The following is a 14,384-nucleotide window of genomic DNA, read 5'->3' on the forward strand; positions in this document are numbered from 1 at the left end:
GAACGGAAGAGGGGTGATGAAGAGGGCATTCCCCCTTCTTTTTATTGGTTCAAGGAGGGAGAAACCGTGGAACAAGACATTTTTTATTGGGTGACCATTTTTCTTATTGGCTTTATCGGTTCGTTTATTTCAGGAATGGTTGGGATTGGTGGCTCCATCATCAAATATCCGCTTTTACTTTATGTTCCCCCTATACTTGGGTTTGCTGCCTTTACGGCCCACGAAGTATCGGGAATTAGTGCTATTCAAGTGTTTTTTGCAACCATTAGTGGGGTATGGGCGTATCGAAATAGCGGGTATTTGAACCGAGATTTAATTCTCTATATGGGCGGAAGTATTCTGCTCGGTAGTTTTATTGGCGGATACGGCTCGACGGTGATGTCGGAAGCGGTGATTCATGTCGTATACGGCCTATTAGCCGCGCTAGCCGCTGTGATGATGTTTGTTCCGAAAAAAGGAGTAGATGATACTCCGTTAGACCAAGTAAGCTTTCATCGGTGGTTAGCAGCAGGATTAGCCCTCCTTGTCGGAATCGGTGCCGGGATTGTTGGAGCAGCGGGCGCGTTTTTACTTGTTCCGATCATGTTAGTCGTATTGAAAATTCCAACCCGTATGACGATCGCCAGTTCGTTAGCCATTACGTTTATCTCGTCGATTGGTTCGACCGTCGGAAAAGTCATGACAGGTCAAGTGTTGTTCGTACCCGCCCTTATTATGATTTTGGCGAGTGTCTTTGCGTCTCCACTTGGGGCGAAAATGGGACAAAAAGTGAACACGAAAATTTTACAAGCTATACTTGCCGTTCTGATTTTTGCAACAGCGGTAAAAATGTGGGTTGGTATTGTAGCGTGACAGTTCTTCCTAGTGAAGGGCTGTTTTTTTATTCAAAAGGCTCTGTTAATCGATACTGTTTATTTTATACATTTCGCTGCAGGCGGACGCTTTCCGTGGGCAAGCCGAAAGCCGCTTCCCTCGCTATGCTCAAGTAAGGGTCATGCCTGGCTTGCTGTTTGCGCTAGAGTCGCCGCCGTGTGAGTAATTTGCTAAAAATCAACAATGACATATAACATAGCCATTCAAAAAATACGCTAGGGAGAACAGGCATCGTACTGAAAATTGAAATACCGAAAATTTGTTCGCTTTTTATTGGTTAGGAAGAAGGGATTTGTGGTAGAATGGAAAAAGAGAAAAATTGTCAAACGATTGAATCTTTTCGTTTGGGGGGACAGAATGGTGAAAAAGGAATTTGAGCTCGTTTCTAAATACAAACCACAAGGCGATCAGCCGAAAGCGATTGAACAACTCGTGAAAGGGATTCGGGAAGGGAAAAAGCATCAAACGTTATTAGGTGCAACAGGTACGGGAAAAACGTTCACGATTTCAAATGTGATTAAAGAAGTGAACAAACCGACCCTTATTATCGCCCATAACAAAACCCTTGCCGGCCAGTTGTACAGTGAGTTTAAAGAATTTTTTCCAAACAACGCCGTTGAATATTTCGTCAGTTATTACGACTATTATCAACCAGAAGCGTACGTTCCCCAAACGGACACGTATATTGAAAAAGACGCGAGCATTAATGATGAAATTGATAAATTACGACACTCAGCGACATCGGCTTTATTTGAACGAAATGACGTCATTATTATCGCGAGTGTGTCGTGCATATACGGTTTAGGTTCGCCAGATGAATATCGCGACTTAGTCGTTTCTCTTCGTGTCGGCATGGAGATGGAACGTGATTACCTTCTTCGACGCTTAGTCGATGTGCAATATTCCCGCAACGACATCGATTTTCAACGCGGAACGTTTCGGGTGCGTGGAGATGTCGTCGAAATTTTCCCGGCATCACGGGATGAACATTGTATTCGGGTCGAATTTTTTGGCGATGAGATTGACCGTATTCGGGAAGTGGATGCCCTTACTGGAGAAATTATCGGTGAGCGGGATCATGTGGCGATTTTCCCAGCTTCCCACTTCGTTACACGGGAAGAAAAAATGCGTCTGGCTATCCAAAGCATTGAAAAAGAATTGGAAGAACGATTAGCGGAGCTGCGTGAAGAAGGGAAATTACTTGAAGCGCAACGGCTCGAACAACGAACAAGATACGATTTAGAAATGATGCGCGAAATGGGCTTTTGTTCGGGTATCGAGAACTACTCGCGGCATTTAACGTTGCGACCACCTGGATCAACACCGTATACGCTGCTCGATTATTTTCCGGATGACTTTTTAATTGTCATCGATGAGTCGCACGTAACACTTCCGCAAATACGTGGCATGTACAACGGAGACCAAGCGCGCAAACAAGTGCTCGTGGATCATGGCTTCCGTCTCCCATCAGCACTTGATAACCGGCCATTAAAATTTGAAGAGTTTGAGGACCACATCAATCAAATTATTTACGTGTCTGCAACGCCTGGCCCGTATGAACTGGAGCATTGTCCGGAAGTGGTTGAACAAATTATCCGTCCGACGGGCTTGTTAGATCCAACGATTGACGTTCGTCCGATTGAAGGACAAATTGACGATTTAATCGGTGAAATTAACGAACGCATCGAGCGAAACGAACGGGTGTTAGTAACGACATTAACGAAAAAAATGGCAGAAGATTTGACGGACTATTTAAAAGAAGTTGGCATTAAAGTACGCTACTTGCATTCGGAAATAAAAACGCTCGAACGAATCGAAATAATCCGTGACTTGCGTTTAGGAAAATTTGATGTGCTCGTCGGAATTAACTTATTGCGGGAAGGTCTTGATATTCCAGAAGTGTCATTAGTGGCCATTTTAGATGCAGATAAGGAAGGATTTTTACGTTCTGAACGCTCCCTCATTCAGACGATCGGGCGAGCGGCTCGGAATGCAAACGGACATGTTATTATGTACGCCGATACCATCACCGAATCGATGGAAAAGGCGATTAACGAAACGAAGCGTCGTCGTGAAATTCAGGAAGCGTATAATAAAAAGCATGGCATCGTTCCGAAAACGATTCAAAAAGATGTACGCGATGTCATTCGAGCCACTTATGCGGCCGAAGAGACGACGACGTACGAAGCCGAACCAAAGCAAAAGCGCATGACAAAACAAGAAAAAGAAAAGTTCATCGCGCAATTAGAACAAGAAATGAAAGAAGCAGCCAAAGCGCTCAATTTCGAGCGAGCGGCCGAGTTGCGTGACTTAATATTAGAGTTGAAAGCGGAAGGATGACCATAAAGTGAAAGATCAAATCATCGTAAAAGGTGCAAGAGCTCACAATTTAAAAAATATCGATGTAACGATTCCGAGAGACAAACTAGTCGTGTTAACCGGTCTCTCTGGTTCAGGGAAATCTTCATTAGCGTTTGATACCATTTATGCAGAAGGACAAAGAAGGTACGTCGAATCGCTTTCGGCGTACGCAAGACAATTTTTAGGCCAAATGGATAAACCGGACATCGATGCCATTGAAGGGTTGTCCCCAGCCATTTCTATCGACCAGAAAACGACGAGCCGTAACCCACGTTCGACGGTTGGGACAGTAACGGAAATTTACGATTATTTACGCTTGTTATTCGCACGGGTTGGTCACCCAATTTGTCCGAACCATGGCATTGAAATTACATCCCAAACGATTGAGCAAATGGTGGACCGTATTTTAGAATATCCTGAGCGGACCAAATTACAAGTGCTAGCACCGATTGTGTCAGGAAGAAAAGGGACCCATGCAAAAACGTTAGAGGACATTAAAAAGCAAGGATACGTCCGTGTCCGTGTCGATGGTGAATTGCGGGATATAAGTGAAAATATTGAGCTAGAGAAAAATAAAAAGCACTCAATCGAAGTAGTCGTCGACCGGATTGTGGTCAAAGATGGAATGGCCTCTCGTTTAGCGGATTCATTAGAAACCGCTTTAAAATTAGGCGAAGGAAAAGTCATTATCGATGTGATTGGAGAAGAAGAACTTTTATTTAGCGAACATCATGCGTGTCCGCATTGTGGTTTTTCTATCGGCGAATTAGAGCCCCGGATGTTTTCCTTTAACAGTCCGTATGGGGCTTGTCCGAGCTGTGACGGCTTAGGGGCGAAGTTAGAGGTCGATCTTGATTTAGTCATTCCGAATTGGGATTTGTCGTTACGCGAGCATGCCATTGCTCCGTGGGAACCGTCTAGCTCACAATATTATCCGCAACTACTTGAATCGGTTTGTAACCATTATGGGATCGACATGGATGTGCCAGTCAAACAAATCCCTAAACCATTGCTCGATAAAGTATTGTACGGATCTGGTTCGGAAAAAATTTATTTCCGTTACGAAAATGACTTTGGTCAAGTTCGTGAAAACTACATTGAATTTGAAGGGGTTATTCCAAACATTGAACGGCGTTATCGTGAAACGACGTCCGACTATATTCGCGAGCAAATGGAAAAATACATGGCCCACCAGCCGTGTCCAACATGTAAAGGGCATCGTTTGAAAAAAGAGAGCTTAGCTGTCAAAATTGCCGGTAAACATATCGGTGAAGTGACCGCGATGTCCATTGAAGAAGCAGACGAATTTTTTGCCAATCTCCAGTTATCTGAAAAAGAGATGAAAATTGCGCATTTAATTTTACGTGAAATTCGGGAACGACTCGGATTTTTAGTGAACGTGGGCTTAGAATACTTAACGTTAAATCGTTCGGCTGGAACGTTATCCGGCGGGGAAGCCCAGCGTATTCGCTTAGCGACCCAAATTGGTTCTCGGTTAACAGGGGTTCTGTATATTCTTGACGAACCGTCGATTGGTCTTCATCAACGTGACAACGACCGACTCATTCAAACACTGAAAAATATGCGCGATATCGGAAATACGTTAATTGTCGTTGAACATGATGAAGATACGATGCTGGCGGCCGACTATTTAATCGATGTCGGACCAGGAGCAGGAGTCCATGGCGGTACGATTGTGTCAGCCGGAACCCCTGAAGAAGTGATGAACGATCCGAACTCGCTAACTGGTCAGTATTTGTCAGGGAAAAAGTTTATCCCAATTCCACACGAACGGCGCACCGGTGATGGACGATATATTGAGATTATTGGGGCAAAAGAAAATAACTTAAAAAATGTTCATGTGAAGTTTCCATTAGGGACGTTCATTGCAGTCACTGGTGTATCGGGTTCTGGAAAAAGTACGCTCATTAACGAAATTCTCCACAAGTCGCTCGCACAAAAATTGCATGGAGCGAAAAATAAGCCAGGGGAACATAAAGAAATTAAAGGTGTAGAACATCTCGACAAAGTGATTGATATCGACCAATCCCCAATTGGACGCACACCGCGATCCAATCCAGCTACTTATACCGGTGTGTTTGACGATATTCGAGAAGTGTTCGCCCAAACGAATGAAGCGAAAATGCGCGGGTATAAAAAGGGTCGCTTCAGCTTTAACGTAAAAGGTGGTCGCTGTGAAGCGTGCCGCGGTGACGGTATTATTAAAATCGAAATGCACTTTTTACCGGACGTCTATGTCCCGTGCGAAGTGTGCCACGGGAAACGCTATAACCGTGAAACGTTGGAAGTAACGTATAAAGGGAAAAACATTGCGGAAGTGTTAGATATGACTGTCGAAGACGCCCTCGTATTTTTTGAGAATATCCCGAAAATTAAGCGGAAATTACAAACGATTGCGGATGTCGGCTTAGGCTACATGAAACTCGGACAACCGGCGACGACGTTATCGGGCGGAGAAGCACAACGGGTCAAATTAGCTTCGGAACTACATCGCCGTTCCACTGGACGTTCGTTGTACATTTTAGACGAGCCAACAACTGGTCTGCATGTCGATGACATTTCTCGCTTACTGAACGTCTTACAACGGCTAGTTGAAAACGGCGACACCGTCCTTGTAATCGAACATAACTTAGACGTTATCAAAGCTGCGGACTATATTATTGACTTAGGTCCAGAAGGTGGCGATAAAGGTGGAACAATCGTTGCCACAGGAACGCCGGAAGAAGTGGCCGAACACCCGAAATCCTACACGGGTCGCTACTTAAAACCGATTTTAGAACGGGACAAACATCGTATGAAACAACGTTTAAAAGAACAAGAACAAGTGACAACCTCGTTATAAAAAGGAAAGGGCTGACTTTCGTGAAGGAAAGTCAGCCTTTTTAAGCTTTTACTGTGCCTACGTACCAATTGAAATTCTATGTGCCAAACTTAGTTTCCTACGTGCTTATTACAAATATCAAACAAACGTTTGATTAAGTACTAAAGGTTCGGTCCGAATGCGTTTTATGTATCTAAACAAACGTTTGATCAAATACTTCGTTATTGAATTTAAAGGTCAGATTTTTTTATTCAAATGTAAATCATTAAAATTTATCAGGTTACTTTTTTATACCTAGAGAATCCTAAATTGTAAAAGCAATTTACCTTTTAACAAACGTTTGTTTAAACATGAAAGTATATTAATGACAGGCAGGATGGGAGTTAAACAAACGTTTGTTTTATTCTTCGTAAACGAAAATGAAACTTTTCTTTCCTTCAGACGTAATATTGATTAAAGGAGTTGAGCAGAATGGAAACGAATAAAATATTATCATCACTTTGTTATTTTAGTATTTTCTTTGCGGGATTTATTTTTCCGATCGTTGTTTATTTTGTGACGAATAATCCAGAAACGAAACGGCATGCGAAGTCGGCATTTTTGTCCCATTTAATTCCTTTTATCGGGATCGTGTTCATTATTATGGGGCTTATTTTAGACATTGGGATTTTTACATCGGGTAGTGGTATTCCATTCTTCTTCATTTTATCGTTTGTCGTATACGGTATTTTGGTTGCTATTGTCATTATGTGGAATGTGATTAAAGGAATTAAAGTGTTAATGAATTAACGCACAGGTGTGGGGGGAGAGATATGAAAGAAGAGCGGAAACGAATTTTAGAGATGGTAGAAAGCGGGGTGTTGTCCGCAGCGGAAGCATTGACGTTATTAGAAGAGTTGGAAAAGGAACAACAATCGCGTCAGAAAAAAGAGGAAGAGCTGTTGAATGAACTCATCGTGATCGAGCAAAACGAGAAAAAAGAAGACCGTGAAGATCGTCAGTTTAAACAAGCGAAATCGAAACTGATTGATTTTATGAATTCGGTATTGAAAAAAATTAAAGATTTCGACTTTGATTTTCAATTAGGGCAATCGGTCGATGTTTCCCACGTTTTCCATCATGCCGATGCGTACCTTACCGAAATGGAGTTTGATATTGCGAACGGGAAAATCGAAATCATTCCATGGGACCAGCAAGACGTACGACTAGAGTGTCAAGGAAAAGTGTACCGGACGGAAAATTACGACGAAGGACGGACGACGTTTTTAAAGAATACGATTTTTTCCATTGAAAATGGAAAGTTACGCTTTTCGACCCAATTGAAACTTATGAAAGTCGATACACGGGTGTATGTTCCACCAGCGGAGTATGAACGTATCTCTGTTCGAATCTTTAACGGACCGTTTTCGATGAAAGACGTAGCTGTTGGAAAAGTGAAAGTAAAAACCGCGAACGGAAAAATTGAATTGAACAAAGTTGCGGGGGATGAGTTCGAATTAGAAACGGCGAATGGTCATATTCTTCTTCATGATTGTCAAGCGGAGAAAATTGAAGCGGAAACAATTAACGGAAAGATTGAATTTGATGGGGATTTTTCAAATGTGGATCTTCATTCGTTTAATGGAAATATGAAAGGACGGTTACATGGTGATGACGTCAAAGTCGTTAGTATGAAAGGAGTCACAGGTAATTTAGAGCTGGAATTAAACCGTTCCTTAAAATTGGATGGGGAACTGAAAACGTATTTGGGTAAATTAGGGGTAGATATCGAAGGAAAAGAAGTTCTTGAAGAAAAAGATGATGTCGTTCATAAGCAAATGAGGTTTGTGAAAAAAGGTCATTCCGTTACCCCTGCGTATTTGTTTATGGAAACCAAAACAGGTTCGATTACAGTAAAAGAACGAGAAATGACAAAATAAAGGATGTACGTATGATGAGATGGTTGATTGGTATTGTCGTTAATGCAATCATTTTTATTGCGATTGCTGGGTATTTTGATCAATTTTATGTAGCAAGCATTGGTGCAGCCTTAGGAGCAAGCTTTCTCCTCTCCATTATTAACACGTTTGTTCGACCGATTTTAATCATTTTCACGCTACCCGTTACGATTTTATCACTAGGGTTATTTTTAATTGTCATCAATGCGCTCATGCTTCAATTTACCGACTTTTTAATGGGGGATGCTTTTGAAATCCATGGCTTTGGCATGGCATTATTAGCGACAATTATCTTGACTATTGCTAATATACTTATTCAAAAAGTCGTCATTGAACCCTTCTATGAAAAAAGGTGACTTGCCACACACCAAGTCACCTTTTTTTGCTAGTCTTCATAGTAGATATACGAATCGAATCCGGCTTCTTTCAGTCTTTGAGCTAATTGTTCTGCATTTTCTTTGTATTTAAATGCCCCTACTTGTACGCGATATAAGCCTCTATTCTTTTCGGATGTGGTAGATAGTATCCTTGGAACTAGTTTCGGTTTTTTCTTTAGATGATAATAGTCTGCTAGACCTCGTACAATTCCTTCTGCACACGCTTTTCGATATTCATCCGATTTTAACAAATCTGCTTCTAAACGATTGGTCATAAACCCGCATTCAACTAAAACGGCGGTCATCTTTGTTTCCCTTAGCACATGAAAATTCGCGGTTTTCACTCCTCGGTCGTCTCTACCGGTCACGGCTAAAAGCTGTTTATGAATAACTGTTGCCAGTTCATACGCTTCTTTTGGTTTTGTGATATAGACGTACGTTTCGATGCCGTCGACTTCGTTCCAGTCCCCGTTTCCGAATGCATTGCAATGAATGGAAATATAACAATCGACATTTAACGCGTTGGCCCGGTCCGTCCGCTCTTGCAATGGGACATCGTCTTCGTCTGAGTGTGCAAAATATACGGTCACATTTTCGTAGTCTTCCAGCATTTGCTTAGCATAATTAGCAACCGCTCGATTATATTCATATTCTTTCATTCCATTCGGTGATCGTTTCCCTGGTGTGTCAAATCCATGTCCAGCATCGAGCATAATTTTCATCCTTCGTTCACCCCTATTAAACTTAGGAAAAACCTACTTCTATAATATGAGCCTGTTTAACCATCCGATACTTTTACAGAGAAAATAGTGATTTTCAAGAAAGGCTATGTTATATGTCATTGTTGATTTTTAGCAAGTTATTCACACGGCGGCGACTCCAGCGGGAACAAGAAGCCGCAAGACCCTTACTTGAGCGTAGCGAGGGAAGCGGCTTGCACCTTGCCCGCGGAAAGCGTCCGCCACAAGCGTAATGTATAATCATCAACAGTATCGTTTAACAGCCAACCATGCAATAAAAATTGGCACATCGATAAATGAAATAACAGCTAAAGTTATCTACAGTTATTTCAGGGTAGAGTCTAAAAAAAACGGAACTTCCTACAGAGTATTGAATCATGTCAATTGGTGACAATTAGTGCTACAATGAAGAAGGAATTTGTAATATACATACGATTGTTCATCGTTATTTTCAAAAAGTAAGGAGGCTCTTAGTTTGGCTAAAGTTCGGACAAAAGATTTAATTGAGCGTTTCGATTTAGAGCTAGTCAGCGGTGAAGAAGGGATTCATCGCCCGATTACAACTAGCGATATTTCCCGACCAGGGTTAGAAATGGCTGGTTACTTTGATTATTATCCAGCTGAGCGACTACAATTGTTAGGGAAGACAGAATTATCTTTTTTTGAAATGTTGTCCAAAGAAGAACGTCAATTGCGCATGCAAAAGTTATGTACGGATATTACTCCTGGAATTATTATTTCAAGGGATATGGATGTACCGGAAGAATTAATTGTCGCATCGAACGAGCACGACGTACCAGTAATGAAATCTTCGATGAAGACGACGCGTCTATCCAGCCGCCTTACGAATTATTTAGAAAGTAAGCTTGCCCCAACGACCGCTGTTCATGGGGTGTTAGTCGATATTTATGGCGTCGGTGTTCTCATTACTGGAAAAAGCGGAGTTGGGAAAAGTGAAACGGCCTTAGAGTTAGTGAAAAGAGGTCATCGGCTAGTTGCGGACGATTGTGTCGAAATTCGCCAAGAGGACGGAGATACCCTTATTGGTTCAGCCCCCGAGCTGATTGAGCACTTACTCGAAATTCGTGGGCTGGGCATTATTAACGTCATGACCTTGTTTGGTGCAGGAGCGGTTAAAAGTCATAAGCAAATCACCCTCGTTGTTCATTTAGAGTTATGGGATCAAAATAAACATTACGACCGCCTGGGCCTTGAAGAGGAAAAAATAAAAATTATTGATACGGAATTGACGAAATTAACGATTCCGGTTCGACCGGGACGAAACTTAGCGGTCATTATTGAAGTGGCTGCGATGAACTTCCGTTTAAAACGGATGGGCGTCAATGCGGCGCAACAGTTTACCGAAAAATTAGCGGATGTTATTGAGGAAAGCGGACATGAAGATTTATAATCTTCAAAATGAGTTAACGTATGATAAATGAAAAGGAGGAACATACAATGCAACCACTTGATCCAATTGCCTTCTCGATTGGACCGATTGAAGTTCGCTGGTATGGAGTTATCATCGGGATTGGCATTGTGCTGGGTTACTTATTAGCATCCAAAGAAGCGGAAAAACGAGGACTAGACAGCGATATTTTTGCGGATTTACTCATATGGGCGCTTCCGATTTCGATTCTTACGGCACGGGCCTATTATGTGATTTTTCAGTGGGACTATTATTCTCAATACCCTGAAAATATCATTAAAATTTGGAACGGTGGGTTAGCTATTCATGGGGCACTTATCGGTGCAGTTGTGACCACGATTGTCTTTGCTAGAGCGAAGCACGTTTCATTTTGGGAATTGATGGATATTGCGGCACCGTCCATTATTTTAGCGCAAGCGATCGGTCGCTGGGGCAATTTTATGAACCAAGAAGCGTATGGTGGAGAAGTAAGTCGCTCCTTTTTAGAAGGGCTATTTTTACCAGATTGGATCATCAATCAAATGTACATTAATGGAGCTTATCATCATCCAACGTTTTTATATGAATCGCTGTGGAACCTCGCTGGTTTTACCTTATTGTTATTTTTACGACGAGTGACCTTACGTCGTGGGGAAGTATTTTTAACATATATCATTTGGTATTCGATCGGCCGGTTTTATATTGAAGGCATGCGGACAGACAGTTTAATGTTGACCGATACGCTACGAATGGCACAAATCATTTCCATTGTGTTAGTTGTGAGTGCCATTGGTTTGATATGGTATCGTCGCTTTAAAGGGTATGCTGACCAACGTTATGCTGATAAAGAATAATAGATGGGAGAGAGAAATATGAATTGGCGCCAATCGTTCCGTCAAGGGATTCAAGTTGGACTAAAGACGACATGGGAGCTTGGAAAAATTATTTTTCCCATTACGTTATTTGTATCGATTTTACAACATACGCCGATTCTTCATTGGTTGATTGAATTGATCTCACCATTGATGTCGTATATCGGCTTATCTGGAGATGCGGCGATTCCGCTTGTGTTAGGAAATTTTTTAAACTTATATGCGGGGATTGGTGCCATTTTATCACTACAACTGACAGTAAAAGAAGTATTCATTCTCGCGGTGATGCTATCGTTTTCACATAATTTACTCGTTGAATCGAGCGTGGCTAAAAAAGTCGGGGTCAAAATATGGGTGATGGTGGCTGTCCGGTTAGGCTTAGCCTTGATTTCGGCCTTTTTTATTCATCTTCTTTGGGAAGGCGGCAGTGAACTAGCCCAATATGGCATGGTGGCTCCAAGTGACCCGACTTTTTCTTCGTGGGGAGAAATTGCGTTGTATGGGCTACAAAGTGCAGCGATCGGAGTGTTTCAGTTAGCTCTTATCGTCATTCCGTTAATGATGGGTATTCAATTCATGAAAGATTTAAAATGGCTCCAACAATTCTCCAAGTGGGTCGCTCCATTTACGAAAATTCTTGGTATGAGTCGGAATACTTCTACAACGTTGGCAGCTGGCCTTTTATTTGGCTTAGCCTATGGGGCCGGGGTGATGATCCAAGCGGTAAAAGAAGACGGAGTCAGTTCCAAAGATGTCACCTTGGCGTTTATTTTTCTTGTCGCCTGTCACGCGGTCATTGAGGATACGTTAATTTTTATTCCGTTAGGCATTCCGGTTTGGCCGTTATTATTAATTCGGGTAGTTGTTGCTATTATCATCACATGTATCGTCTCGCTTGTTTGGAGGCGTCTCGCAATCACGAATAGAAAGGAAGCTTCATTATGAGTAAACGTATTACGACCCTTTTATTCGACTTGGATGGAACGTTAATTGATACGAACGAATTAATAATTTCATCGTTTATACACACGTTAAACCATTACTATCCGGACCAATACAAGCGCGAAGATGTATTGCCATTTATGGGTCCACCGCTTGCGGATACGTTTATGAAAATCGATTCTGAACGCGTAGACGAAATGATCGAACGATATCGGAAATATAATTTAGAAAACCATGACTTGCTCGTGAAAGAGTTTGACGGGGTATATGAAACCATTCAAGCATTACATGAACAGGGATATAAAATGGCAATTGTTTCAACCAAAATTCGTGACACCGTGATAAAAGGACTCCGTTTGACGAAATTGGACAAATTTTTCGATGTGGTCGTCGGTCTTGACGATGTGAAACATGCAAAGCCGGATCCGGAGCCATTACAAAAAGCGTTACAACAACTTGGCTCCACCCCTGACGAAGCGCTCATGATTGGCGACAACTCTCACGATATTTTAGGTGGAAAAAATGCGGGGACGAAGACGGCAGGTGTTGCTTGGTCAGCGAAAGGAAAAGAGTATTTAGCCCAATTTGAACCAGACTATATTCTCGAGCATATTCAAGATTTATTTGATATTTTACAGGTGAGCAAACAATGAGAAAAACGGATCGATATCCCGTCCAAGGTTCTAATTCGTTATGGCAAATGTATAAAACGGTTTCCTTTTGGAAAGTGATGAAAAATTTCATCGTCATTCAAATCGCTCGTTATACGCCTTTTTTACCGGTGAAAAACTGGCTGTATCGGACGCTTCTCGGAATGAAAGTTGGTAAACAAACATCGTTCGCTTTAATGGCGATGCCGGATGTAATGTTTCCAGAAAAAATATCGGTTGGTTCCAACTGCATCATCGGCTATAATACGACGATTCTCACTCATGAATATTTAATTAACGAATATCGACTGGGCGAGGTGCGAATCGGTGATGAAGTGTTAATCGGGGCCAATTCGACGATTTTACCTGGTGTGACCATTGGGGACGGTGCAATTGTGTCAGCAGGAACGCTTGTTCATAAAGACGTTCCAGCCGGTGCCTTCGTCGGCGGAAATCCGATGCGAATTATTTATACAAAAGAAGAACGGGAACAGCGGGATCAGATAGAAAGTTCAGTTAAAATAATGGACCACTTGCGGAAATCGGATTTTTAGACGAGAGTTTATGCATCATTCTATTCGAATTGAGATGGAAAAATGAGTGTAAACTTCTCGCCATCGTGGTCTATGGTTTCCATATAGATATTTACTTGCTTAGATAGAGGTTTACTTTCAGTTACTCTTGGAATACTTTCCGTTCCTCTTGAAATACTTTCCGTTCCTCTTGAAATACTTTCCGTTCCTATTAATTTACTTGCCATTACTATTGAATTACTTTCCGCTACCGTTGAGTTACTTGCCAATAAGTCGAATTTTACTTGCTATAACGTTCCTATTTATCAATCAAAAAAAGGGACTGATCTACTGAAAATCAAGCCCTCAGTTAGATCAGTCCCTTCCGTTTATTTTTGCTTCCACGTAAGATAAGTCAACGTCTTTACCGAACCAATCGGCTAATTTTTTCTGCGCTTTCTGTTTGACGTCGTCATCAATGTACATGGCCACTTGGAGTAAGGCGACACCTAACGCACCTAAATCATCCGTAAAGCCGACTCCTGGTGATAGATCAGGAATTAAATCAATTGGAAAAATAAAGTATCCGAGTGCCCCGATGATGATCGCTTTTGCTTTTGGAGGAACGTTCGGCTTTTGAAGGGTGTAATAAAGAAGGAGTACCGAGTAAACGGCCGAAACCCCAGCTTTTTTTCCATACTTTTTTAACTTTTGCCACAGTTTTTCTTCCGAGTAATGTTCACCTTTTTTCTCTAACTCCCGTTTCATTTCTTCCGTTTCTTTCATTTCAACCACCTCTTATCGTTATTGTACCTTACTGTTTCATTTTCTTGAAAAAAAGATGCTTGTTACCATTTGTAAACATTTGAT

At 41.7% G+C, this 14,384-nt stretch carries 14 protein-coding genes; 12 read left to right on the forward strand and 2 right to left on the reverse strand.

The annotated features are described in order from the left end of the window. Positions 1 to 66 precede the first annotated feature (66 nt). From H0Z31_01815 to H0Z31_01840, 6 genes are all read left to right on the forward strand, one after another. A complete protein-coding gene (locus tag H0Z31_01815; protein ID MBO8176171.1) occupies positions 67 to 852 on the forward strand; it encodes a sulfite exporter TauE/SafE family protein in 786 nt (261 codons plus the stop codon). 381 nt (positions 853 to 1,233) lie between these two features. Beyond that, entirely contained in the window at positions 1,234 to 3,213 is a 1,980-nt protein-coding gene (gene uvrB / locus H0Z31_01820) for an excinuclease ABC subunit UvrB (protein ID MBO8176172.1), read from the forward strand. A 7-nt stretch (positions 3,214 to 3,220) separates the two neighbouring features. Then, entirely contained in the window at positions 3,221 to 6,097 is a 2,877-nt protein-coding gene (gene uvrA / locus H0Z31_01825) for an excinuclease ABC subunit UvrA (protein MBO8176173.1), read from the forward strand. A gap of 450 nt (positions 6,098 to 6,547) precedes the next feature. Beyond that, positions 6,548 to 6,865 (forward strand): DUF4870 domain-containing protein, encoded by a 318-nt coding sequence (locus H0Z31_01830; GenBank protein MBO8176174.1) that lies wholly within the window; start codon positions 6,548 to 6,550, stop codon positions 6,863 to 6,865. A gap of 23 nt (positions 6,866 to 6,888) precedes the next feature. Continuing rightward, entirely contained in the window at positions 6,889 to 7,995 is a 1,107-nt protein-coding gene (locus tag H0Z31_01835; GenBank protein ID MBO8176175.1) for a DUF4097 domain-containing protein, read from the forward strand. A gap of 14 nt (positions 7,996 to 8,009) precedes the next feature. Beyond that, complete coding sequence (locus H0Z31_01840) at positions 8,010 to 8,369, forward strand: phage holin family protein (GenBank protein ID MBO8176176.1); 360 nt, start codon at positions 8,010 to 8,012, stop codon at positions 8,367 to 8,369. A gap of 29 nt (positions 8,370 to 8,398) precedes the next feature. Here H0Z31_01840 and H0Z31_01845 read toward each other — a convergent pair whose 3' ends face one another. Then, positions 8,399 to 9,112, reverse strand: a complete 714-nt coding sequence (locus H0Z31_01845) for an N-acetylmuramoyl-L-alanine amidase (protein MBO8176177.1) — start codon at positions 9,110 to 9,112, stop codon at positions 8,399 to 8,401. Positions 9,113 to 9,225: 113 nt separating this feature from the next. Here H0Z31_01845 and H0Z31_01850 point away from each other — a divergent pair, with 113 nt between their 5' ends. The 6 genes from H0Z31_01850 (at position 9,226) to H0Z31_01875 (ending at position 13,556) form a co-directional block, all read left to right on the forward strand. Next, positions 9,226 to 9,363, forward strand: a complete 138-nt coding sequence (locus H0Z31_01850) for a hypothetical protein (protein ID MBO8176178.1) — start codon at positions 9,226 to 9,228, stop codon at positions 9,361 to 9,363. Positions 9,364 to 9,605: 242 nt separating this feature from the next. Next, positions 9,606 to 10,541, forward strand: a complete 936-nt coding sequence (locus H0Z31_01855; GenBank protein MBO8176179.1) for an HPr kinase/phosphorylase — start codon at positions 9,606 to 9,608, stop codon at positions 10,539 to 10,541. Between the two features lie 20 nt (positions 10,542 to 10,561). Next, positions 10,562 to 11,392: a prolipoprotein diacylglyceryl transferase gene (locus H0Z31_01860; protein ID MBO8176180.1), complete on the forward strand. Its 831-nt coding sequence runs from the start codon at positions 10,562 to 10,564 to the stop codon at positions 11,390 to 11,392. Positions 11,393 to 11,410: 18 nt separating this feature from the next. Next, a complete protein-coding gene (locus H0Z31_01865) occupies positions 11,411 to 12,355 on the forward strand; it encodes a hypothetical protein (GenBank protein MBO8176181.1) in 945 nt (314 codons plus the stop codon). Next, the gene (ppaX, locus tag H0Z31_01870) at positions 12,352 to 13,005 is read left to right on the forward strand and encodes a pyrophosphatase PpaX (protein MBO8176182.1); all 654 of its coding nucleotides are present in this window, start codon (positions 12,352 to 12,354) and stop codon (positions 13,003 to 13,005) included. Before H0Z31_01865 ends, ppaX begins: the two co-directional genes overlap by 4 nt. Continuing rightward, positions 13,002 to 13,556, forward strand: a complete 555-nt coding sequence (locus H0Z31_01875) for an acyltransferase (protein MBO8176183.1) — start codon at positions 13,002 to 13,004, stop codon at positions 13,554 to 13,556. Before ppaX ends, H0Z31_01875 begins: the two co-directional genes overlap by 4 nt. 333 nt (positions 13,557 to 13,889) lie before the next feature. On the opposite strand, the gene H0Z31_01880 is transcribed toward H0Z31_01875, so the two are convergent. Further along, positions 13,890 to 14,300, reverse strand: coding sequence for a DUF1232 domain-containing protein (locus tag H0Z31_01880; protein MBO8176184.1), 411 nt, complete (start codon positions 14,298 to 14,300; stop codon positions 13,890 to 13,892). Positions 14,301 to 14,384: the final 84 nt, after the last annotated feature.

Source organism: Bacillus sp. (in: firmicutes), assembly GCA_017656295.1.
In the GTDB taxonomy this organism is placed as follows: Bacteria; Bacillota; Bacilli; order Bacillales; family JACDOC01; genus JACDOC01.